The following is a 22879-nucleotide window of genomic DNA, read 5'->3' on the forward strand; positions in this document are numbered from 1 at the left end:
GTGCCTCCTGTTGTGAGCTGTGCGGTGTCCTTCCCCGCTCCTTCTCCGCGTAACAGGAGGCTGTCTCCGGTTTATTCCCGGAGGATCCCGTGGTGGACCGCGCAGGTCAGCCCGCCTGCACGAGCGGCTCCTTGGTGAACAGCACCCCCAGATCAGGCGCGTTGACCTTGCGGTCCGCCAGCCGCAACGCCTCCCACACCGTGACCTGGTTGGCCGTGAGGACCGGCTTGCCGAGTTCCTTCTCCAGGTCCGGGATGTGGGCGGCCGTGTGCAGGGCCGTGTCCGGGAGGAGGACCGCCTCGATGTCCGGGGCGTCCACCGCCCGGGCCAGGGCGAGAACCTCGTCGTAGCCCCAGGTGCCGACCTCGGCGGCGGTGATGATGCCGGAGGCGCGCACCACGGCCGGTTCCACTCCCCCGGCCCGCAGGAAGTCCGCGAACAGGTTCGCCACGTCCTCCGGGTAGGTCGCTCCTACGGCCACCCGGCGCACCCCCAGCTCCTTCGCCGCGTGGACGAAGGCGAAGGACGTCGACGACGCCGGGAGGCCCGCCGCCCGGGCCAGGGCGCGGATCTGGTCGTGGGCGCCCTCCCAGCCGTAGACGAAACTGCCGCTGGTGCAGGCCCAGACGACGGCCTCGGCGCCGGACATGCGGAGTTGTGCGACGCCCGCCGTGAGGCGCTCGGGGGAACCCATCCGCAGGAGCGCGTCCACGCGGTGTGCGTCCTCGCCGATGTCCGTGTGGACCACGTCGAGGCGGACGTCGCTGCCGAGGAGCTGTTCGATGCGCGGGTAGTCGTCCTCGGCGGAGTGGCCCGGGTAGAGGAATCCGAGTGCGGTCATGACCAGCCTTCCTGGTGTTCTTCCGGCAGTACCGGCCCCTGGCGGCGGGCCGATTCGTCCAGCAGCGCCTGATAGGGGCCCACGGCACGCGTACCCAGTCGGCGGAGGGCTGCCCACATCGTGACCTGGTTGGCCGATACGACCGGTATCCGCAGTTCCGCCTCCAGCTGGGGGATCACGTCGTACGTCGGGAGGTTGGTGCAGCTGATGAAGAGCGCGTCGGCCTCGCCCTTGACGGCCTGGCGGGCCATGTCGACGACGTCGCGGTACGGCACCTTCCAGATGTGCCGGGTCAGGCCCATGAAGGCGCGGCCGGTGACCTCGACGCCGGCCTCGGCGAGGTACTCCTCCAGGGACTGGGTGACGGACACCGTGTAGGGCGTGACCAGGGCGATGCGGCGGGCGCCCAGTTCGGTGAGGGCGGCCAGGAGGGCGCCCGAGGTGGTCAGGGACGGGACCTCGCCGGCCCGGGTCATCGCCTCGCACATCGCGCGCTCCCCGGCGACCCCGCCGACGAAGCTCCCGGAGGTGCAGGCGTACGCGACGACCTCGGGGGCGACCTCGTTCAGCGTGCGGACCGCGTCGTGCAGCGTCTCGTGCTCGCTGACGAGCCGGGCCAGGTCGAGGCTCACCTCTACGGGCACGAACGGCGTCCGCGTGAGGTGCAGCGAGATGTCGTCGGGGACCCAGCGCCACAACTCGCGGTCCAGCGCGAAGTCGAAGGGGGCGACGACACCGACACCGCGCTGCGGGCGGGGTCCGCCCAGGAAGGAAACATGCATGGCTACACCGGCCTCACCAAGAGAAACGGGGTGACAACGGTCCGTGCGGGCGTCCGTGTTGACGAAGGTAGGTTCGAGTGCGAGCGTGGTCAATCCGTGCATGTCAGACGGCCGCGCCCGGTGCTTCCCGCCGTGCTTCACGCTGTACCTCCCGCGAGAAACGGCTTCGCATGACCGCAACTCCCGCTGCCCTGCCCACCCTTCTCGTCCTGGACGCCGACCCGCTGCCCCGGCTCGGCAAGCTCACCGGGCGGGTGCGCGTCGCGCACGCCGACGAATCGACGCTCGCTGATCAACTTCCCTCCGCCGACGTCCTGTTGGTGTGGGACTTCGCCTCGCACGCGGTGCGTGCCGCCTGGCCCGGCGAGGGTCCCCGGCCGCGCTGGGTGCACACGGCCAGCGCCGGGGTGGACCACCTGATGTGTCCCGAACTCGCGGACTCCGACACGGTGGTGACGAACGCGCGGGGCGTCTTCGACCAGCCGATCGCCGAGTACGTCGCCGCCCTCGTCCTCGCGATGGCCAAGGACCTGCCCAGGACGCTGGAGCTCCAGCGGCAGCGGACCTGGCGGCACCGCGAGGCGCAGCGGGTGGCCGGAACTCGTGCCTGCGTGGTCGGTTCCGGGCCGATCGGGCGGGCAATCGTCCGCACCCTCAAGGCACTTGGGGTGACGACCGCGCTCGTCGGCCGCACCCCGCGCACCGGTATCCACGGCCCCGGCGAACTCGACCGGCTGATGGCCCGCGCCGACTGGGTGATCTCCGCCGCGCCGCTCACCGACGACACGCGCGGCATGTTCGACGCCCGCCGCTTCGGCTGCATGCAGCCCTCGGCGCGCTTCATCAACGTGGGCCGGGGCCAACTCGTCGTAGAAAGTGCGCTCGCCGAGGCGCTGACGAAGCACTGGATCGCGGGCGCCGCCCTCGACGTCTTCGAGGCCGAACCCCTCACCCCGGACGGCCCGTTGTGGCAGGTCCCGGGGCTGATCGTCTCCCCGCACATGAGCGGCGACACGGTCGGCTGGCGGGACGAACTCGGCACGCAGTTCGTGGCGGCGTACGAGAGATGGGAGGCGGGCAAGCCGCTGCCGAACGTGGTCGACAAGAAGCGTGGGTACGTACCGGGGCACTGAACTCCCCACTCTGGAGGGCCGGATGACGACCGAACTCACCGAGCTGACCGCCGTGGAACTCCTGGACGGCTACCGCAGAGGGGAGTTCAGTCCCGTCGACGCGACCCGCGCCACCCTCGATCGGGCCGAGGAGATCCAGCCCGCCGTGAACGCGTTCGTACGGCTCGACGCGGAGGGTGCGTTGGCGCGGGCCTCCGAGTCGACGGAGCGCTGGCGGCGCGGGGAGCCGGCCGGACTCCTCGACGGGGTGCCGGTCACCGTGAAGGACATCCTGCTGCAGCGCGGCGCACCGACCCTGCGCGGCTCCAAGACCATTGCGGAGCAGGGCAGTTGGGACGAGGACGCGCCCTCGGTTGCCCGACTCCGGGAGCACGGCGCGGTGTTCGTCGGCAAGACGACGACCCCGGAGTTCGGCTGGAAGGGCGTCACGGACTCCCCGCTGTCGGGCGTCACCCGCAACCCGCATGACCCCTCGCGCACGGCGGGTGGCTCAAGTGGCGGGAGCGCGGCGGCCGTTGCCCTGAGTGCGGGTCCGTTGTCGCTCGGCACCGACGGCGGCGGCAGCGTCCGTATCCCCGCGTCCTTCTGCGGGATCTTCGGCCTGAAGCCGACGTACGGCAGGGTGCCGCTGTATCCGGCGAGCGCGTTCGGCACGTTGTCGCACGTCGGTCCGATGACCCGGGACGCGGCGGACGCGGCGCTGCTGCTGGACGTGATCGGCGTACCGGACGCCCGCGACTGGTCGGGGCTCGACCGCGCGCCGGGCTCCTTCAGCGAAGGCCTCGCGCACGGCATACAGGGCCTGCGGATCGCGTACTCACCCTCCCTCGGCGGCCAGGTCGCGGTGCGTCCGGCGGTCGCGGCGGCGGTACGGCGGGGCGTGGAGCGGCTGGCCGCACTCGGCGCGTACGTCGAGGAGACCGACCCCGACTTCACGGACCCGGTGGACGCCTTCCACACCCTGTGGTTCAGCGGCGCGGCCCGCGTGACGCAGAAACTCGCGCCACGGCAACGGGAGTTGCTCGACCCGGGGCTGCGGGAGATCTGCGCGACGGGGGCGGGCTTCTCGGCGCTGGACTATCTGGCGGCGGTGGACGCCCGCATGGAACTCGGCCGCAGGATGGGCCTGTTCCACGAGCGCTACGACCTCCTCGTCACGCCGACGCTGCCAATTACCGCTTTTGAGGCGGGAGTTGAGGTCCCGAAGGGTTCGGGGCACCGCCGCTGGACGGGCTGGACCCCGTTCACGTACCCCTTCAACCTGACGCAGCAGCCCGCCGCCACCGTCCCCGTGGGGAACGACGGCGACGGGCTGCCGGTCGGGTTGCAGATCGTGGGGGCGCGGCACCGGGACGATCTGGTGCTGCGGGCGGCGCACGCGCTGTTCGCCGCCGGGGCTTCCGGGGTCAGGCCCGCCGGAAGCTGAGGCTCTCCCCCGCCGCCCCCGACCGCCACAGGTCGTTGCATGCCTCCGCCATCTCCGCCAGTCCCTCGACCACCTCACCCCAGACGATGCCGGGCACCCAGCCCACATCGCCGTTGAGGAGGAGGTTGTTGCGTTCGTAGAACAGGGCCAGGTCGACGACCGTCGCGCCGGCGCGGACCTCGCGGTCGTAGCCGTAGGCCTTCGTGCCGAGTTCCGTGCCGGCGAAGGAGAAATAGCAGAGATCACCCGGTATGGGGGTGACTGTGGGGTTCTCCAGCGGGGGTTCCGTTTCTGCGAATGGCGGGAAAAGGGCGTAGATCTCGTTGCGGGCGTACTTGGCGTGGTAGACGTCGCCGATTAGCGGGAGTGCGTCCCAGATGGCCGCGCATGTCAGCGGCGCACGTTCTACCAGCAGTTTTGCCCGGCAGTGGACGTTCCGCTTTGCGAGTGAGACCTCGATGAAGTGATCCGTCATGTCTTCCAGGGTGCATAACCCGGGAGCGGTCGGGTAGCTGCGCGCCCATGGCTCCACCAATTGGGAACGACAGACACACATCCGGTCACACGCCGGGTCACACCCGTCGGGCACTGCTCGCCGGGGTGGCGGCGGCAGGTGCGCTGGGCGCGGCCGGCTGCAGCCGTGTGGCCACCGCGTCGACCACGAGCGGCGGTGATCTGCTCGACCGGCTGAAGGCGCAGGGCGTCGTACGGCTGGGGATCGCGGGTGAGATCCCGTTCGGGTACATCGACAGGGACGGGCAACTCACCGGTGAGGCACCGAAGTTGGCGGAAGCGATCTTCAAGCGGCTCGGCGTCGACAAGGTGCAGCCCGTGCCGACCGAGTTCGGCTCGCTCATACCCGGCCTGAACTCGCAGCAGTTCGACGTCGTGGCCGCCGGGATGTACGTGACCCCGGAACGCTGTGCGCAGGTCATCTTCGCCGACCCGGACTACCAGGTGCTCGACGCGTTCGTCGTCCGCAAGGGCAACCCGAAGGGGCTGCACACCTACAAAGACGTCGTCGCGAAGAAGGCGAAGTTCGCCACCGGCACCGGGTACGCCCAGATCCAGCACGCCGTCGACGCCGGGTACAAGCAGAGCGACATCCTGATCGTCCCCGACCAGGTCGCCGGGCTGAACGCCGTAGAGGCAGGGCGAGTTGACGTCTTCGCCGGTACGGCGCTCACCACGCGTGCCGTCGTGAAGAAGTCCGCCAAGGCCGAGTCGACCACGCCCTTCGCACCGCTCGTCGACGGGAAACCGCGGATCGACGGCGGCGCCTTCGCGTTCCGGCCGACCGAGACGAAACTGCGCGACGCCTTCAACGTCGAGCTGCACAAGCTCAAGAAGAGCGGGGAGTTGTTCCGGATCCTGCGGCCCTTCGGGTTCAGCAAGGCCGAGATGACGGACCTCACCGCGAAGGAGCTCTGCGGCGGATGACCTCAGGCCTCTGGGAACTTGTCCTCAAGGGAGTCTGGACGACTGTCCAACTCCTCGTCCTCAGCGCGCTGTTGGCGACCGTCGTGGCCTTCGTCGTCGGCATCGCCCGCACCCACCGGCTGTGGATCGTCCGCTTCCTCGCCGGTTTCTACACCGAGGTGTTCCGCGGCACCTCCGCCCTCGTCATGATCTTCTGGGTGTTCTTCGTCCTGCCGGTCGCCTTCGGCTGGCAGCTGGTCCCCCTGTGGGCGGGCACACTCGCGCTGGGCCTGACCTACGGCGCGTACGGCACGGAGATCGTGCGCGGCGCGCTGAACGCGGTCGACCCGGCCCAGCAGGAGGGCGGGGTGGCGCTGAGCTTCACGCCCTGGCAGCGGATGCGGCTGATCCTGCTGCCGCAAGCCGTGCCGGAGATGATCCCGTCCTTCTGCAATCTGCTGATCGAACTGCTCAAGGGCACCGCCCTGGTCTCGGTCATGGGCATGGGCGATCTCACCTTCAGCGCCAACCTGGTGCGGCTCGCGCTGCAGCAGAGCGCGGAGATCTACACGTACATCCTGCTGATCTACTTCGTGATCGCCTTCACGCTCACCCGGCTGATGCGCGGACTGGAGAAGAAGCTGAAGGCGGGCATCGGCAAGGCGCCCGGCAACGAGAAGGCCGCGCGTGAGCTGAAGCGCGCGCAGACCACGGGTGTCGGAGGTGGCGTCGCGTGAAGTGGGACTGGAACGCCGTGAGCGACTTCATGCCGTATTTCTGGGACGGCCTGAAAGTCACCCTGCAGATCCTGCTCCTCGGGTCGCTGATCTCGTTCGTCCTGGGGCTGGCGTGGGCGCTGCTGATGCGGACCCCAACTCGCTGGGTGCGCTGGCCGGTCGGGGTCGTCACCGAGTTCGTGCGGGACACCCCGCTGCTGGTGCAGCTGTTCTTCCTGTTCTACGTGCTGCCCGAGTGGGGCCTGACCTTCTCCGCGCTGACCACCGGTGTCTTCGCGATCGGGCTGCACTACTCGACGTACACGATGCAGGTCTACCGCGCGGGCATCGAGGCGGTGCCCGTCGGCCAGTGGGAGGCGGCGACCGCGCTGAACCTGCCGTTGCGCCGGACCTGGACGGCCGTGATCCTGCCGCAGGCGATCCGCCGGGTGATCCCGGCGCTGGGCAACTACGTGATCGCGATGCTCAAGGACACCCCGATCCTGATGGTGATCACCGTGCTCGAACTGATGGGCCGGGCCCGGCTGTTCTCCCAGGAGCACTACCAGTTCACCGAGCCCATCACGGTGATCGGTGTGGCCTTCGTCCTCATCTCCTATCCCGCCTCCCTGCTGATCCGAGCCCTGGAGCGACGCCTTGTCCGCTGACACACCCCTGACGAAGGAAACCGACGCCAACGCCAACCCCCCGGTGGACGGCAGCGAGTTGATCCGCCTGGACCACGTCACCAAGCGCTTCGGGTCCAACACCGTGCTCGACGACCTCGACTTCTCCGTGGAGTCCGGCAAGCACGTCACCCTGATCGGTCCGTCCGGGTCGGGCAAGACCACGATCCTGCGGCTGCTGATGACCCTGACGAAGCCGGACGAGGGCACGATCAGCGTCGACGGGGAGCAGTTGTTCCCCGCGCCCGAGAAGCAGATCCGGGAGATCCGCAAGAAGATCGGGATGGTGTTCCAGCAGTTCAACCTGTTCCCGAACATGACCGTGCTGCGCAATGTCACCGAGGCGCCGGTCACCGTCCTGGGCCTGCCCAAGGACGAGGCGGAGGCGCGCGCCCTGGAACTGCTCGACCTGGTCGGCCTCGCCGACAAGGCCGGCGCCCACCCGACCCAGCTCTCCGGCGGCCAGCAGCAGCGCGTCGCGATCGCGCGGGCGCTGGCGATGCGGCCGCAGGTGCTGCTCCTCGACGAGGTGACCTCCGCGCTCGACCCGGAACTGGTCGCGGGTGTGCTCGACGTCCTGCGGGACATCGCCCGCACCACCGACATCACCATGCTCTGTGTGACCCACGAGATGAATTTCGCCCGGGATATTTCAGATCAAGTCCTGATGTTCGACGCGGGCAAGGTCATCGAATCGGGCCCGCCGGAGCGGATCTTCGGCGATCCGGAACAACAGCGGACCCGGGAATTCCTCGGCGCCATTCTTTGACATTTATTCAATTACGACACGTGAGCAATCGAACACCCAAGGTCCACGTCACGTGGCATGACAAAGGCATATGCCAAAGGATTCGCGCCGCAGTTCGGAGGCCATAAGGAAGGCCACAATCTCACCAACAGCCGCTCCACATCGGCCGTTTGACAGCTATCGTGGAGGGGATTCGCTGTCCGGTATCACGGCCCAGAAAAGCGAGCGCAGGGAGAAACACCGTGGCGCTGATGCACGAGCCGACCGCTCCCTACCACTCGGTACAGGACGCACTGCGCATCCTGGAGACAGTCGCCGGACACTCCACCGGCGTCACGGACACCGAACTCGCCCGTCGCACCGGCCTCGGCACCGAGCGCCTGACGATACTGCTGCGGACCCTGCGCCGCGAGGGCTACGTCGAGCAGCTCACCGACGGCGCCTACGTCACCGGCGAGGCCCTGAGCCGCCTCGGCTCGGCGGCCGGCCGGGAGCAGGCAGTGCGCGAGCAGATCCAGCGGACCCTGGACCGGCTGCGCGACTCCCTGGGCGCGGCGGTCTACGTCAGCCGGTACGTCGACGGCGAGGTCACGATCACCCAGTACGCGGCCGGGCCCGCCACCCCGGCGGTCAACGAGTGGGTCGACTTCCGCGTCTCCGCGCACGCGACCGCGCTCGGCAAGAGCCTGCTGGGCCAGCTCGACCACAACGGCCGGCGCGACCATCTCTCCCGGCACAAGATGGCCCGCCTCACCTCGCGCACGATCACCAGCGACCGGCTGCTGCTCTCCCGCCTGGAGACCCAGCCGCCGACCGTCCCCCACCTCGACCTCCAGGAGTACGCGGTGGGCACGGTCTGCGCGGCCGTCCCGATCACCGCCGGCGCCTCGGTCGGCTGCCTGGCCCTCTCCCTCCCGGTCGAGCACGCCCACCGCCTGCGCCAGGCGGCGGACACGCTGAACCGCGAGGCGGGGCCGGTGCTGCTGTCTCTCGCGATCTGAGGGCTGCCGCGACCCTGGTCCGAAGCACCCCTCCGGACCAGGTAGTATTTTTCCCGTCGCCCTCCGCGAGACTCTGATCCAGCGGAAGGCGTGAGTCACGCGCCGCTAGCTCAGTTGGTTAGAGCAGCTGACTCTTAATCAGCGGGTCCGGGGTTCGAGTCCCTGGCGGCGCACGATGACGATGGCGAGGCATGTTCGCGGAAAGCGCGAACCGGCCTCGCCATCGTTGTTTTTGCGCGGCTTCGCCGCGCGCAGTGGGGGCTTCGCCACCCACACCCCCTCAAGCCGGGCCCCTCGTTCCGACGAGGGGTCCTTCGGCGTCCTCCGGGGTCAGTCGTCGGTAGGCCGCCTCCCCCGGCGGCCGCCACCACACCGGATCGGGACATACGACCCCCTCCCGCCGCAACCCCGCCCGATGGATCTTGTTGGTCGCCGTCACCGGCATCCGCTCCACCACCCGCACGAACCGGGGTGCCATCTTCGTCCCCAGATCGGGCTGGGCCAGCAGGAACTCCGCGAAGTCGAGCGGGTCGAAGTGCCCGGCGATCGTCGCCATGACCTGGTCGCCGGTCACCGGGTCCGGTACGGCGTAGACCGCCACGGCGTCGGCGCCCTCGTAGCGGGCGAGGATGTTCTCGATCATCGCGGCGGCGAGGTTCTCGCTGTCGACGCGGAGGCGGTCGTCGGTGCGGCCGGCGAAGTAGAGGTAGCCGTCGGGGTCGCGGTAGAAGAGGTCGCCGGTCCAATACCAGCCCGCCCTGCGCCGCTCGGCGTCCGCCTCCGGGTTACGCCAGTACCCTTCGAAGGGGTTGGCGCCACGGTTCACCAACTCCCCTATCGCCTCTTCCCCGTTGAGCAGTCGACCGGCCGAGTCGAAGGCGGCGGGCGGGCATTCGGCCCGCGTCCCGGGATCGAGTACGGCGAGCCCGGGCGCCGCCCGCCCGACCGCCCCGTCCGGCGTCCCCGGCGACCACTGCACCGCGGCCCCGCCCTCCGAGGACCCGTACCCCTCCACCAGCCGCACCCCGAACCGCCGCTCGAACGCCGCCGCGTCCACCGCCCCCGCCTCCGTACCGAAGCCCATCCGCAGCGGGTTGTCCCGGTCGTCGGCCCGCTCCTCGGTGGCCAGCACGTACTGCACGGCACGGCCGACATAGGTAAAGTACGTGGCCCCGTACGCCCGTACGTCGTCCAGGAACCGTGACGCCGAGAACCGCCGGCGCAGCGCCATCCCCGCTCCGGCCGCCAACGCCGGTGCCCAGTCGGCGATCACCGCGTTGCCGTGGAACATCGGCATGCAGATGTAGTGCACGTCGTCCGGGACGACCTTGAAGCTGTCGACCAGTGACTGTCCGGCGGCGGCCAGGCGGCCCTGGGTGCAGATCGCGGCCTTCGGGGCGCCGGTGGAACCGGAGGTGAAGTAGAGCAGGATGCGGTCGTCGGGGGTGGCGCGGGAGAAGGCGTCCGGGCGTGCCTCCGCGTACGGGGCGAGCAGGTCGTCGTAGGCCTGAGTGTCCGTCACCAGGAGCTGTACGCCGGGGAGTTGGAGGCCGTCGAGGAGCGGGAGGTAGGCGCGCTCGGTGACGAGTACCCGGCACTCGGTGTGCAGGATGTCGCGGGCCAGTTCGGGGCCGCGGCGGGTGGGGTTGATACCGGCGACGGCCGCGCCCGCGAGGGCCGCCGCGCTCAACCACAGGGGATATTCAGGGGTGTTGTCGAGCAGCACGCCGACGTGGGGCGCAGTGCCGGGTGGCAGGAGGTCGGTGAGGAGTGCCGCTCTGGCTGCCGCGCCGGACGCCACCTCGTGGTGGGTGAGCACCCGTTGCCCGCACCACAGTCCGGGGCGGTGGTCGCCCCACCGTGCCTGTACGAGTTCCGCGACGGTATGTCTCCTGGACTCCATGGGGGCGCAGGGTAGTTGACGTACCGTCAGATATGGAGACTACGAGCCCATGAAGTCGAACATCTTGTGGGCCACGAGGATGAAGAGGACGCAGAAGGCGACGACCACGCCGAAGAACACCAGCGCGCAGCCCGCGCCCGCCGCGAGCTTCCCGCGGGCCGGGGCATGGGCGGTGGCCCGCTCAGGGTGGTCGGCCGCGTAGTACACGGTGACGATGTCGCCCTCCAGGGTCGTTCCCGGCCCGTTGCCCTCCTCGAACCTGACCGTGCGGCCCTCGCGCGTCGTGAACTCGTATACGTGGTGCAGCGTCGTCGACACCATGGTGTCCCCGGCGCCGCCGCTGGTCGTCGTGTACGTCCGCAGGCAGCGGGCCTCGGCCGTGAGTCCGCTGCTCCAGGCGCTGTTGACCTGGCGCGAGCGGCGGATCACGCCCGTCGCGCCGAACGCCACGATGGCGATGATGAGCAGTGGCGCGATGTAGAACAGCGCTTCCATGGTGTCCCCCGAGGTCAAGTACCGCTTGGTGGAGGGAACCTACCCCCGGGGGATGCCGGACTGTCTCAAGCAATGCTCAGAACCTCACGCCCTCAGAACGTGACGTCATCGCAGGAGTAGAACGCGTTGGTCGTGTCCGCGATCGTCCACACCGCGACGATCACGTGGTGGCCGGAGAGGCCGGACGGGAGCGTGCCGGTGTGGGAGATGGTGGACGACGAGGGGCGCTGGCCGTTGTAGGGGACGGTGAGGAACGGGGTGGTGTTGAGGTCCGAGCGGGCCAGGTTGTGGTTCTGGTTCCAACCCGCCTTGGTGACGTAGTACTTGAAGTCCGTCGTCGCGTGGATCGCCGTGAACTGCCAGCGGAACGTGTACGACTGACCACCCGTCACCTTGGTCGTCGGCCACGCGGCGCCCGACGGGGCCTTCGGTGCGCTGAGTTGGGCGAAGCGGCTGATTCCGCCGTTGCAGATCTGGCCGTCGGCGGGGCCGGCCGCCGGGAAGCCCTTGGGGCCCTCGACGCTCTGCGGCTCGTACTGGATGTCACCGCAGTTCGTCACCGTGCCGTTGGCACAGAGCTTCTGCCTGCTGATGGGGAGGTCGGTGTAGCCGTGGCTGCTCGCGGCCCCGGACGAGAGCACGATGGCCCCGGCCGTGGTGAGCCCGAGCACGCCCGCGTACCACTTGGTCTTTTTGCGCATGCTGCCGCTCCTGGAGAACGTGTGGGGAAGTTCCGTGAGCCGTGCAGGTCTAGACCAAGTCCCAGATTATTGCCCTTACTTGACCGTGTCCATACCGCTCACGGCGCGGCTTCTCCCCGTCCCGAGCAGAACGCGACCGTCAAGTCCTTGACCAGCGCCCGGCGTTCGTAGTCGTCCAGCTCCACCAGACCCCGCATGGTCAGCCGCGTCACCGTGTCCTCCACGGAGTCGACCACCGACGTGAGCATCGTCGCCCGCTGCTGCGCGTCCAGCGCGGCGATACGGCGGCGGGTCATCGCCGCGGCGACCTCCGGGGCGTACTCCACGCGGACCGGCCGCACCGAGAACACCTCGATGCCGACCGGCGCCGAGTCCGCCGCGACCAGCCGGGTCAGCGCGTCGACGGCCAGGTCGGCCGCGCCCTTCGCGCCCCCGCCCGGCGGCTCCACGGGCACCCGGGCCAGCGCCGCCTCCACGCACTCGCGCAGATACGTCTCGTGGTCCTCGACCCCGAGCGTGGCCCGCGCGGTGTCCCGCACCCGCCACACCACGAGCGTCACGACCCGCAGCGCGACCCCGTTCGCGTCGGCCCCCGGCATCGGCTCACTGCGCCAGTGCCGCAGCCGTACGTCGACGCGGCGGCGCAGCAGCAACGGGTTGACCCACATCAGCCCGGTGCGCCGGACGGTCCCCCGGTACCGCCCGAACAGGCCGAGCACCCAGGCCCGTCCGGTACGGCCCCGGGCCAGACCCCCGAAGCCGAACAGACCCAGCGCGCCGGCCCCGGCGTACGCGGCCCACTGCGCGGGACCGAGTCCGGCACCGGCGTAGAACGGCAGTCGTAGCGCCTCGGTCGCGAGCGGGGGCAGGACGCCCGCCCACCACGAGGTGGCGAGGCAGCCGGCCAGTCCGCAGGAACCGGCGAGCACGCCCGCCGTGCCGGGCAGCACCCGGGCGGGGCGCTCCACCAGGTCGGGGTCGACGTCCGGGGCCGGGCGCGGCTTGGCCGGGACCGGGCGGCGGAAGCGGGGCTGTTCGCCGGTGCCCTGCCGGCGCGCCACGACGGCGGGCCTGAGCGGTACCGAGACCGGGTCGGGGTCGTCGCGGAACAGCAGGTGGACGGGGATCTCGGTGGTCGCCTCGTTCTGGATGAGCCGCGCGGGACGGGTCTGTCCCTCGGGCGGCCCCTCGTTCTCGGGCGTCTGTGAAGTGGTCGTCGTACTCATAGGTGCCTCCAGCCTCCGCGCCAGATGCGTCACAACGGGTGGGGATGAGTGTGGTTGTGCGTTGGTTACGAGAAGAGCCGGCGCCAGGTCTCCGGGCCCGGGTAGCCGTCGGCCGCGCCGCCGCGCCAGCCCTGGGCGCGCTGGAAGGCCTCGACGTTGCGCCGGTCCGGCTCGCCCCAGCGCGGTCCCGGGCCCGTCGTGTAGTACTTGCCGAACCCCTTCTTGACCAGCTGTTTTCCCAGCTCGGTGACGTATTTGTTGTTCGCGCCGAGGCGGAACATGGCCTTGCCCGGGTAGCCCGGGACGCCGTGCGAGGCGGGGGCAGGCGGGCCCGCCGCTCCTACGGCCGCCGTGCCTCCGACGTTCTTGCCCTTGCCGGTGACGAGCAGTTGCCAGGTCTGCGGGCCGGGCAGGCCGTCCGCGTCCGCGCCGGTCCAGCCCTGGGCGAGCTGAAACGCCTGGGTGGCCCGCCGGTCCGCGTCCGACCAGCGCGGGCCCGGACCCGAGGTGTAGTACGAGCCGGCGCCCCGGGCGACGAGCATCGTGCCGAGCTGGGTGACGTACTTGTTGTTGGCGCCGGGGCCGAAAGACGACGCTCCCGGGTACGGCGTGTTCGTCTTGCCCGCGTCCACCGGGGTCACCGGCGCCACCGGGGTCACCCCTTCCGTACCGCCCGTCACGCCCTTGTAGCGGTACGGCACATAGCTGTCCGAGTGGCTCCAGTACGCGTACGGCGTGGACTGGCGGCGGGCGTGCGAGGGGGTCTCCTCCAGGGCGACGTAGTAGGTGTGCGTGTAGTCGGTCCAGCCGCCGAAAATGACGACGTGCGAGCCTTTCTCGGGGTTCGCGAGATTGTGGAACAGGAGAATGTCGCCGGGCTCCAGTTCGTCCTTGGAAATACGCACCCCGTACTGGTCGAGGCTGCCGGTCCATTCGTTCCCCGGCAGCCCCCAGGCCATCGAGACGAACCCCGAGCAGTCCTGCCGGTAACCGTCCGACCAGTACGCGTTCATGCTGTACGGCACCTGCGCCGCGATCCAGGTCTTGGCCCGGTTGATGATCTCCGCGCGGGTGGTCGTGGGCGCCTTGACCGCACCGGCCGGCTTCGCCGGTTTCCCGCTCGGGCCGTGCAGCGGGGCCTTGCTCCCCTGCGGGGTCGCGGGCTCGTCACCCGTGTCACCTGCGGGAACGCCGGGGCGAGCCGGAGTGTGGGGAGCGGCCGCGGCCGGTACGGCGTGCCCGGCGGCGAGGGTGGCGGACGCCGCGGCCGCCACGAAGAGGACCCGCTGGGCGGCGGGGTGGCCGCCGGTGCGGCCGGTCGGGGAATGCGGCAGGAGGCGCCGCCGGTCAGCACATCCGGGGCAGTCGCAATCGCTCGCGGGATCGAATTCCTCGAATACCGGAGTCTCCATGCGATGCCCCTCACACTCCAGGTGGAAATATCCGCGCTCGTGCACATCCGCCAGTTTCTCAACTGTCTTCCGGACTCGCATGTTGACGGTCCGAATGATGTACAGCGGCCCACCGGGACCCGTCCGGGGGTGGTCGGGAGCACCCCCGGGCATCCGGTAGAGTTGTGCAGGTCAACACGCGCGCCGCTAGCTCAGTTGGTTAGAGCAGCTGACTCTTAATCAGCGGGTCCGGGGTTCGAGTCCCTGGCGGCGCACAGACAGCGAGGCCCTCCGCACTGCGGGGGGCCTTTTGCGTGGGCCGAGACATCCGAGCAGGCGGAACATCCGTGCGGGCAGAACACAGCTCACCCCCCGTTTGGCCGGATACCCTCTGGCCATGACAGCCCGTGACCTGCAGGAGCGGATCAAGAAGCTCATCCTCGACCGTCGGCTGTCCTCCGGGGCCCCGCTGCCGACCGAGCCCGAGCTGATGGTGTTTCTGGGTGCCAGCCGGAACTCGGTGCGCGAGGCGCTCAAGGCGCTGCAGGCGATGGGGATCGTCGAGATCCGGCACGGGTTCGGGACGTACGTCGGCCCGATGTCGCTCGCGCCGATGGTCGAGGGGCTCGCGTTCCGTACCGTCGTCGGGCACTACCGCGGCGAGGACAGCCTGCTGCAGCTGCTCGAACTGCGGGAGGCGGTGGAGTCGGGGCTCGTCGCCCGGCTCGCGGGGCGGCTGCCGGAGCGGGATCTCGTCGAACTGGACGCGCTGGTACGGCAGATGGAGCGGGAGGCCGCCGAGGGCGTCGGGCTCGCGGCCACCGATCGCGCCTTTCACGCCACGCTCTACCGGGGGCTGGACAACGCGCTGCTGAGCGAGGTCCTGGAGGCGTTCTGGGACGCCTTCCACCGCGTCCACACCGACCTCGCGGCCGGCCCGCAGGACCCCGAGGTCACCTGCCGCCAGCACCGGGCGATCCTCGACGCGGTCCGGTCCGGGGATGCGAAACGTGCCGAGAACGCCATAAGAGAGCACTTCGACAATGTGCGCACAAGACTGTCCACAACGGCTCCACATGATCCCCACACGCGCCCCAATGAACGCGTATGACCGGTAAACACCGCGTTTCGTGTCTTGCGATCAAGATGAGCACCGTAGAACCCTGGTTTTGAAGATGCTGTCGGTACACGGCAGTTGAGGGGGTACGGAACCGGTTGCGCGGTTTCGCGGGGAGGAGGGGCCCCGCCCTGGAACAGATGTCGGAGGGGGCATCGCGCAACCGGACGGTCGCAGTCGCACATCTCCGTGAGTGGACTGTGTGGTCACCGCGGCCATCACTGACACGCCCGTCGAGGGTCGAGGGGGACGCCGGCGGGCGGCCGAGACAAACAGACACGCGCGTTTTCGCGTGTGGGGGGATGACTCATGACGTCGACGCCGACGGGCGCCCGGCACGACCTCGACCCGTCACAGACACAAACCACCGAACTCAGAATCCCGGGACACCGGACCGGCAGCTTCCGCCGGATCAAGAGCACACTTCCGAGATACGACTACGAGCACTACAGCCGCCTGGCGGGACCCCTCACGCAGCCCGACCCGGGCAAGCCGTACAAGGTCCAGTACCGGTCGCTGCTGTCGCAGGAGACGCACCGCCTGCGCGCCGCCCTCATGCTGAGCGCGGCGCCGCTGCTGTCCCTGGTCCTGCTCGGCTGGCTGATGCAGCCCGAGCACTGGACCCAACGCGACTATCCCGCCTACGACTTCCTGCCCGCGCTGGACATCGTGATGCTGGTCGCGATCGGCCTGATCGAGTTCTTCCGCTGCATGAACGTGCTGTCCAACGCGCACGCCACGCTGGTCGCCCGCGACCCGGTCCCGGTGGTGCCGGAGACCGGCACGAGAGTCGCGTTCATCACGACGTTCGTGCCCGGCAAGGAACCCCTGGAGATGGTCACCAAGACCTTGGAGGCGGCCGTACGGCTGCGCCACCGGGGGCTTCTTCACGTGTGGCTGCTGGACGAGGGCGACGACCCCGAGGTCAAGGCGGTGTGCGGGCGGCTCGGCGTACATCACTTCACCCGCAAGGGAGTTGAGCGCTGGAACCAGCCCAAGGGCGCGCACCGGGCAAAGACCAAGCACGGGAACTACAACGCCTGGCTGGAGGCGCACGGCGACGAGTACGACTACTTCGCCTCCGTCGACACCGACCACGTGCCGCTGCCCAACTACCTGGAGCGGATGCTGGGTTTCTTCCGCGACCCGGACGTCGGCTTCGTCATCGGCCCCCAGGTGTACGGCAATTACGAGGGCCCGGTGACCAAGGCCGCCGAGTCGCAGCAGTTCCTCTTCCACGCCCTGATCCAGCGCGCGGGCAACCGCTACGGCTCGCCGATGTTCGTCGGTACGTCAAATGCCGTACGGATCAAGGCACTTCAGCAGATCGGCGGCCTGTACGACTCGATCACCGAGGACATGGCCACGGGATTCGAAATGCACCGGGCCAAGAACCCTGTCACTGGGAAGAAGTGGAGGTCGGTCTACACGCCGGACGTGCTCGCGGTCGGCGAAGGGCCCAGCGCCTGGACGGACTTCTTCACGCAGCAGCTCCGGTGGTCCAGAGGGACGTACGAGACAATCCTCAAGCAGTACTGGAAGGGCTTCTTCTCGATGCCTCCGGGGAAGTTCTTCAACTACACCATGATGATCATCTTCTACCCGATGTCGGCCCTCAACTGGATACTGGCGGCGCTGAGTTGTGCGCTGTTCCTGGGCCTGGGCGCCTCGGGTGTCAACATCGACCCGACGGTGTGGCTGATGCTCTACGGCAACGCGTCCGCGCTGCAGATCGGCCTCTACATCTGGAACCGGCGGCACAACGTCTCCCCGCACGAGCCGGAGGGGTCGGGCGGGGTCGCGGGCATGGTGATGTCGGCACTGTCGGCGCCGATATACGCCCGCTCGCTGCTGGACGCCGTACTGCGCCGCAAGAGCAAGTTCGTGGTCACGCCCAAGGGCGATTCGGCCAGCCCCGACACGTTGTTCGGGACGTTCCGGGTGCACTGGTTCTTCATCCTGGTCTTCGCCGGGTCGCTGATGGCCGGGTTCGAGAACGGGCACTCCCATCCGGCGATGATCACCTGGGCCACGGTCGCCCTGCTGATCACCGCGTCGCCGATCCTGGCGTGGCGGTACATGCTGCGGCAGGAGAAGAAGCGGCCGTCCGCCGTCCTCCCGGACGAGCCTCAGGACGCCGTTCCGCCGCCGCAGGCGTTGCCGGTCGCGCATGGCCCTCAGCAGAAACCCAGTTGGGCGGCCTCGAACAGCGGTGAGCAGACCATGCAGATCGCGCTCGGTGGGCTGGGGGGTCGTAAGGAATGAAGGAAGCCGGCCGGCGCCGTGCCCGTCGACTCGCGATCAGCACGGTGGTCGTACTTGCCCTGGCCGGGATGAACGGACCCTGGCTGTACAGATTCGGGACCGAGAGATACCACCAGTACGTCATCAACAAGCCCGAGTACAAAGCCGACAACGGGCACTGGGACATCGTCCAGTTCCCCAAGGAGTACCGGCAGGACACCATTCACGCGGTGCTGCTGCACACCGGGAAGGTGCTGCTCGTCGCGGGCTCGGGGAACAACCAGGACAACTTCAACGCCAAGAAGTTCGAGTCGCGGATCTGGGATCCGGTGAAGGGGACCATCAAGAAGGTCCCGACTCCCGCCGACCTGTTCTGCACGGGGCACACCCAGCTCGCCAACGGCAACATCCTCATCGCGGGCGGCACCAAGAAGTACGAGAAGCTGAAGGGTGACGTCAAGAAGGCGGGTGGCGTCATGATTCTCTACAACGAGAATCCCGACAAGCCGATGACGCTGCCCAAGGGCACGAAGTTCACGGGTAAGGCGAACGGTAAGTCGTTCGTCTCTACGGACTCGACCCTGATCCCGCGCGCGACCAAGGTGTTCGACAAGAGCACCGGCAAGTTCCTGCGGAACAACCCCGGTTACGCCCGGGTCGTCGTCGAGGCGCCCAAGGAGGGCACCAAGTACGAGACCGGGACCCAGGACAACTACCGCATCCAGGGGTTGACCGGTGCCGACGAGCGCAACACGTATGGCATCGGGAACAAGTTCGGGCTGGACAAGCGGGACTTCGAGGGGATCAAGAACGCGTACGAGTTCGATCCGGTCGCCGAGAAGTACATCAAGGTCGATCCGATGAACGAGGCCCGGTGGTATCCGACGCTGACGACGTTGAGCGATGGAAAGGTGCTCAGCGTTTCCGGGCTCGACGACATCGGGCAGTTGGTGCCGGGGAAGAACGAGATCTTCGACCCGGCGACGAAGAAGTGGACGTACACGACGACGAAGCGGCAGTTCCCCACGTATCCGGCGCTGTTCCTGATGGAGAACGGGAAGCTGTTCTACTCGGGGTCCAACGCGGGGTACGGGCCGGACAACGTGGGGCGGGATCCGGGTATTTGGGACGTCGACACCAACGCGTTCACCAAGGTGCCGGGGCTCAGTGCTCCGAACATGCTGGAGACCTCGGCGACCGTGTTGTTGGCGCCGGCGCAGGACGAGAAGTACATGGTGATCGGGGGTGGGGGCGTTGGTGAGTCGAAGTTGTCCACCAACAAGACCCGGCTCGTCGATCTGAAGGACGCCGATCCCAAGTTCGTGGACGGGCCCTCGCTGGAGAAGGGGACTCGGTATCCGCAGACCTCGATCCTGCCTGATGACACGGTGCTTGTGTCGGGTGGGTCCGAGGATTATCGGGGGCGTGGTGAGTCCGACATCCTGCAGGCTCGGCTCTATCACCCGGACACGAATAGTTTCGAGGAGGTCGCCGATCCGCTGGTGGGGCGGAACTACCACTCCGGGTCGATTCTGTTGCCGGACGGGCGGTTGATGTTCTTCGGGTCCAATCCGCTGTATGCGGACAAGGCGGACACGAAGCCGGGGGTCTTTGAGCAGCGGATCGAGATCTATACGCCGCCGTATCTTTACCGGGATTCTCGGCCGGATCTTTCCGGGGGACCGGAGTCCATTGCTCGGGGGGCGTCAGGGACGTTCACCTCGGAGCATGCCTCTTCGATCAAGAAGGTGCGGTTGATTCGGCCCAGTGCGTCCACGCATGTCACGGATGTTGATCAGCGGTCCATCGCGCTGGACTTCAAGACGGCTGGGAACAAGATCACGGTTACTGTGCCGAAGGATCGGAATCTGGTGCAGTCGGGGTGGTACATGCTGTTTGTGGATGATGATCAGGGGACGCCTAGTAAGGCGGTGTGGGTGAAGGTGCCGTAGTGCTCCCGCGGGTTGGCTTTTGGGTGCGGGGAGTGCCGTGCTGGTCGCGCCCACGCGGCGGAGCCGCAAATCGATACAGCCCCGCGCCCCTTAGGGAGTTGACGCTTGCGCCAGTTTCAGGGCGTAACTTGGCCACCAATCGCCCGCCTTGGGGCCGCCCTTGCAGGTGCCGTCTGATTCTCCTGGGCGTTTGATCCACAGGTAGGCGTCCACGAGCGGGTCCGCCGTCTTTGTTGTGGGGGTTTCGCCCAGGGCCCTGCCCGGCGGGTTGCACCAGTTCTCGTCTGTGTCGCCGTCCGTATACGGTCCGTTGCCGTTGCGGCTGGTGTCGATGACGAAGTGTTTGTTGGCGGTCTTGGCCGAGAGTTGTTTGCCGTAGGTGATGGAGTCCTGGGTGGAGTAGAAGTTGGACACGTTGACCGCGAAGCCGTCGGCCTTCGCCAGGCCCGCTCGCTCCAGGGGCTGGTAGATCTCGTCGGGGTGGCCCCAGCCTGCGTTTCCGGCGTCCAGGTAGACCTTTGTGTGGGTGAGGGACTTGAGCTTGGTGACCGCGTAGGCGAGCAAGTCGTAGCGTTCCGCCTGGAATTGGGCGGGGGTGCAGCCGTCCACCAGGTGGAGGATGGCGTCCGGTTCCAGGATCACCGTCGCCGAGCGGTCGGCGATACCCTGTGCCACCGCGTCGATCCAGGCTCGGTACGCGTCGCCGTCGCCCGCGCCGCCCTGGGAGTACTGGCCGCAGTCGCGGTGCGGGATGTTGTAGAGGACCAGGAGGGCGGTGCGGCCGGCCTGGTCGGCGGCCTCGGTGAAGCCCTGGGCCTCCGCCTTCGGGTTCTCCGCGCCGATCCACTCGCCGGTCGGCTGCTCGGCGATCTTTCTGATCTGCTCGGCGTCGGCCGTCCTGCCCGCCTTGACGTAAGTGGCCACCTGGCGGGCCGCGTTGGTGTCCGGGTTGACCCAGATCGGGTCGGCTCCTTTGGGCTGTTGGGTGATCTTCGCTCCCGCGCCGGGTTTCCTGTCCCCGTCCCCGGAGGAGGAGCACCCCGCCATCAGCAGCGCCGCCCCCAGGACCAGCGCCGACGTCCGTGTGCCGAAGGAGACCGGGGTCCCCTGGCTGCCGTACATCCAACTCCCCCTTGGCTGTACCGATCCAAGGGTCAATCGTGACATACGTGGCGTGCCGCCCACGAGAACGCCAGGGGTGTTGTCGGCGGGCTGTTACACCTCCGCCCTTGTGGGTAGATGCGCGGCCTAGGGTCTGCCCGGCGCGCTCGGTTCCGGGGCAGGGAGAAGGTGGCCGTCATGCACCACACGACCCGGGAGGGCCGGTTCGCCGCGGCGCTGGTGGAGGCCGCCGACACTCTGACGGAGACCTTCGACACCGGGGACTATCTGCGGCGGCTGGCCGATCACTGTGTGGAGCTGCTGTCCGCCTGGGCCGCCGGGATCGTGTTGATCGACGATGGTGAGGCGGTGGCGCTGGGCGGGAGTACGTGCGGTGGTCGGGAGGAGGTGGCGCTCGACCTGCTTGCCGCTCAGCGCAACGGCGGTCCCTGTCTGGAGAGTTACGGCTCCGGGCGGCCCGTTCCGCCGGTGGCGATCAGCGTGGCCCATGCGGCCGCCCGCTGGCCGGAGTTCACCGGACAGGCCCTGCGGCACGGCGTCGTGGCGACCTTCGCGGTGCCGGTGCGGCGGCGGGACGCTCTCCTCGGCGCGCTCAACGTGTTCACGCCGGCGCTGCCCAACTGCGCCTCGGACAACTGGCGTTCGGAGTTGCAGGTGGCGCAGGCACTCGCCGACGCGGCCGCTCTGGGACTGCAGAACCATCGCGCTTACGCCCGATCCTGCTCCCTGGCAGGGCAGTTGCAGGAGGCGCTGTCTAGCCGGGTCCGGATCGAGCAGGCCAAGGGGATCCTCGCCGAGCGCTGGCACGTCGGTACCGACGAGGCCTTCATCGCGCTGCGCGGGCACGCGCGGCGACGCCGGACGCCGCTGGACCGGGTCGCGCGGGCGGTGATCGAAGGAGCCGTGGACGACACCGACCTGCGCCCGAGTCCGTAGATCCGTAGATCTGTGCGGGACTTGTCCTAGATCTGTGTGGGACTTGTCCGTAGGTCTGCGAGGGGCTTGTCCGTAGGTCCGTGCGGGACCTGGCGGATCGATAGTGACCAGCGCATATGACAGCGAGCAACCACTGTGAGACATGGCGTTATTCGCCCTCTAGGCCCGGACGCTCATTAGTTCTAGAGTCTTTCTCAACGGCCCCAGCCCCCGGCCCGGTCCACACCTTCCACCACTGGTTTTCCAGACCTCCCGCATCGTTCGCCGGGTTACTCCCGCAGCCCGTGCGCGTGCGGTCGAGGACCAGCCCGGTCGGCGGCTTCAGGGGGGAGCAGGTCGTCGGCCGGGCCCGGTTGTCAGAGTCCGGTGCCGGTGAGGTAGGCGGACACGACCACGTTCGCCGTGTAGCTGCGGCTGGCGCGGTCGAAGGTGCCGCCGCAGGTGATGAGGCGGAGTTCGGCGCGGCCCGACTGCCGTGTGCCGTAGGCCTGTTGGGCGTCGAAGTGGGCGCGGGTCAGGACGCGGACGTCGTCTACGGTGAACTCGGCCACCTTGCCGTCGTCGCGGATCACCCGGATCGTTCCGCCCGGGCGGAGGGTGCTGAGCTTGTAGAAGACGGCGGGCCGGGTCTCGGTGTCGACGTGCCCGACCATCAGGGCGGTCCCGGGGGCCCCGGGGCGCACCCCGTTCCCGTACCAGCCGACCACGCCCGCCTGGTCGAACGGCGGGGGGTCGATCGCGCCCTGCGTGTCCAGGCCGCGGGCCACCACCGGTGCCTGGACGGCGAGTTGGGGGATGTCGATGCGCTGCGGCAGCGCGTTCCCCAACGGCTTTGCGGCGGGCGGGAGTTCGGCCTCCGGGGGGCGTCCAACCGCCGCAACGTCACCGGTCGTCGGCGCGGATATGCCCAGCCGGATGTCGGTCAGGTCCTGCCCCCACAGCCAGAGCCCGAGCAGCAGCACGGCCCAGGCGACCCCGGTCAGCAGCCGCCCGGTGCCGGAGGAACGCTCGTGCTCGGCGGGCCTGTCGTGATCGAACAT

The 22879-nt window shown here is 68.8% G+C and carries 21 protein-coding genes and 2 tRNA genes; 13 read left to right on the forward strand and 10 right to left on the reverse strand.

What is annotated here, in order from left to right:
• Positions 1-106 precede the first annotated feature (106 nt).
• Positions 107-841 (reverse strand): aspartate/glutamate racemase family protein, encoded by a 735-nt coding sequence (locus tag OG496_RS23000; protein ID WP_405972233.1) that lies wholly within the window; start codon positions 839-841, stop codon positions 107-109.
• Positions 838-1623 carry an aspartate/glutamate racemase family protein gene (locus OG496_RS23005; protein WP_405972234.1) on the reverse strand — a complete coding sequence of 262 codons (786 nt, stop codon included), beginning with the start codon at positions 1621-1623 and terminating at the stop codon, positions 838-840. Before OG496_RS23005 ends, OG496_RS23000 begins: the two co-directional genes overlap by 4 nt.
• A 170-nt stretch (positions 1624-1793) precedes the next feature.
• On the opposite strand from OG496_RS23005, the gene OG496_RS23010 reads away from it, so the two are divergent.
• A complete protein-coding gene (locus OG496_RS23010) occupies positions 1794-2756 on the forward strand; it encodes a D-2-hydroxyacid dehydrogenase (protein ID WP_405972235.1) in 963 nt (320 codons plus the stop codon).
• Between the two features lie 22 nt (positions 2757-2778).
• On the forward strand, positions 2779-4182 hold the full coding sequence (locus OG496_RS23015; RefSeq protein WP_405972236.1) for an amidase: 1404 nt from the start codon (positions 2779-2781) through the stop codon (positions 4180-4182).
• On the opposite strand, the gene OG496_RS23020 is transcribed toward OG496_RS23015, so the two are convergent.
• A complete protein-coding gene (locus OG496_RS23020) occupies positions 4163-4657 on the reverse strand; it encodes a DUF3830 family protein (protein WP_405972237.1) in 495 nt (164 codons plus the stop codon). The genes OG496_RS23015 and OG496_RS23020 overlap by 20 nt on opposite strands.
• Before the next feature lie 47 nt (positions 4658-4704).
• Between OG496_RS23020 and ehuB the strand changes: the two genes are divergently transcribed.
• The 6 genes from ehuB (at position 4705) to OG496_RS23050 (ending at position 8925) form a co-directional block, all read left to right on the forward strand.
• Positions 4705-5622, forward strand: coding sequence for an ectoine/hydroxyectoine ABC transporter substrate-binding protein EhuB (ehuB, locus tag OG496_RS23025; RefSeq protein ID WP_405972238.1), 918 nt, complete (start codon positions 4705-4707; stop codon positions 5620-5622).
• The gene (gene ehuC, locus OG496_RS23030; protein WP_318016528.1) at positions 5619-6338 is read left to right on the forward strand and encodes an ectoine/hydroxyectoine ABC transporter permease subunit EhuC; all 720 of its coding nucleotides are present in this window, start codon (positions 5619-5621) and stop codon (positions 6336-6338) included. The genes ehuB and ehuC overlap by 4 nt, the downstream gene beginning before the upstream one ends.
• Entirely contained in the window at positions 6335-6985 is a 651-nt protein-coding gene (gene ehuD, locus OG496_RS23035; protein WP_405972239.1) for an ectoine/hydroxyectoine ABC transporter permease subunit EhuD, read from the forward strand. The genes ehuC and ehuD overlap by 4 nt, the downstream gene beginning before the upstream one ends.
• Positions 6975-7772 (forward strand): ectoine/hydroxyectoine ABC transporter ATP-binding protein EhuA, encoded by a 798-nt coding sequence (ehuA, locus tag OG496_RS23040; protein WP_405972240.1) that lies wholly within the window; start codon positions 6975-6977, stop codon positions 7770-7772. The genes ehuD and ehuA overlap by 11 nt, the downstream gene beginning before the upstream one ends.
• A gap of 221 nt (positions 7773-7993) precedes the next feature.
• The gene (locus tag OG496_RS23045) at positions 7994-8752 is read left to right on the forward strand and encodes an IclR family transcriptional regulator (RefSeq protein ID WP_405972241.1); all 759 of its coding nucleotides are present in this window, start codon (positions 7994-7996) and stop codon (positions 8750-8752) included.
• A 99-nt stretch (positions 8753-8851) separates the two neighbouring features.
• A tRNA-Lys gene (locus OG496_RS23050) sits at positions 8852-8925 on the forward strand.
• A 107-nt stretch (positions 8926-9032) separates the two neighbouring features.
• Here the strand turns inward: OG496_RS23050 and OG496_RS23055 are convergent.
• The 5 genes from OG496_RS23055 to OG496_RS23075 form a co-directional block, all read right to left on the reverse strand.
• Positions 9033-10655 (reverse strand): long-chain-fatty-acid--CoA ligase, encoded by a 1623-nt coding sequence (locus tag OG496_RS23055; protein ID WP_405972242.1) that lies wholly within the window; start codon positions 10653-10655, stop codon positions 9033-9035.
• Between the two features lie 39 nt (positions 10656-10694).
• Positions 10695-11150 carry a DUF3592 domain-containing protein gene (locus OG496_RS23060; RefSeq protein WP_405972243.1) on the reverse strand — a complete coding sequence of 152 codons (456 nt, stop codon included), beginning with the start codon at positions 11148-11150 and terminating at the stop codon, positions 10695-10697.
• Between the two features lie 92 nt (positions 11151-11242).
• A complete protein-coding gene (locus tag OG496_RS23065) occupies positions 11243-11851 on the reverse strand; it encodes a lytic polysaccharide monooxygenase (protein ID WP_388114515.1) in 609 nt (202 codons plus the stop codon).
• Between the two features lie 98 nt (positions 11852-11949).
• Entirely contained in the window at positions 11950-13077 is a 1128-nt protein-coding gene (locus OG496_RS23070) for an SPFH domain-containing protein (protein WP_405972244.1), read from the reverse strand.
• 65 nt (positions 13078-13142) lie between these two features.
• On the reverse strand, positions 13143-14489 hold the full coding sequence (locus tag OG496_RS23075) for a peptidoglycan-binding protein (protein WP_405972245.1): 1347 nt from the start codon (positions 14487-14489) through the stop codon (positions 13143-13145).
• A 180-nt stretch (positions 14490-14669) separates the two neighbouring features.
• Here OG496_RS23075 and OG496_RS23080 point away from each other — a divergent pair.
• From OG496_RS23080 to OG496_RS23095, 4 genes are all read left to right on the forward strand, one after another.
• Positions 14670-14743, forward strand: a tRNA-Lys gene (locus OG496_RS23080).
• A gap of 122 nt (positions 14744-14865) precedes the next feature.
• On the forward strand, positions 14866-15579 hold the full coding sequence (locus tag OG496_RS23085) for a FadR/GntR family transcriptional regulator (protein WP_366490591.1): 714 nt from the start codon (positions 14866-14868) through the stop codon (positions 15577-15579).
• Between the two features lie 315 nt (positions 15580-15894).
• On the forward strand, positions 15895-17850 hold the full coding sequence (locus OG496_RS23090; RefSeq protein WP_405972246.1) for a glycosyltransferase family 2 protein: 1956 nt from the start codon (positions 15895-15897) through the stop codon (positions 17848-17850).
• Positions 17847-19781 (forward strand): galactose oxidase-like domain-containing protein, encoded by a 1935-nt coding sequence (locus OG496_RS23095; RefSeq protein WP_399391994.1) that lies wholly within the window; start codon positions 17847-17849, stop codon positions 19779-19781. The genes OG496_RS23090 and OG496_RS23095 overlap by 4 nt, the downstream gene beginning before the upstream one ends.
• A gap of 90 nt (positions 19782-19871) precedes the next feature.
• On the opposite strand, the gene OG496_RS23100 is transcribed toward OG496_RS23095, so the two are convergent.
• Positions 19872-20903: a glycoside hydrolase family 6 protein gene (locus OG496_RS23100; RefSeq protein WP_405972247.1), complete on the reverse strand. Its 1032-nt coding sequence runs from the start codon at positions 20901-20903 to the stop codon at positions 19872-19874.
• Positions 20904-21080: 177 nt separating this feature from the next.
• Here OG496_RS23100 and OG496_RS23105 point away from each other — a divergent pair, with 177 nt between their 5' ends.
• The gene (locus OG496_RS23105) at positions 21081-21839 is read left to right on the forward strand and encodes an ANTAR domain-containing protein (protein ID WP_405972248.1); all 759 of its coding nucleotides are present in this window, start codon (positions 21081-21083) and stop codon (positions 21837-21839) included.
• A 356-nt stretch (positions 21840-22195) separates the two neighbouring features.
• On the opposite strand, the gene OG496_RS23110 is transcribed toward OG496_RS23105, so the two are convergent.
• On the reverse strand, positions 22196-22879 hold the full coding sequence (locus tag OG496_RS23110) for a class F sortase (RefSeq protein WP_366490586.1): 684 nt from the start codon (positions 22877-22879) through the stop codon (positions 22196-22198).

This window comes from Streptomyces sp. NBC_00988 (genome assembly GCF_045162645.1).
Classification (GTDB): domain Bacteria; phylum Actinomycetota; class Actinomycetes; order Streptomycetales; family Streptomycetaceae; genus Streptomyces.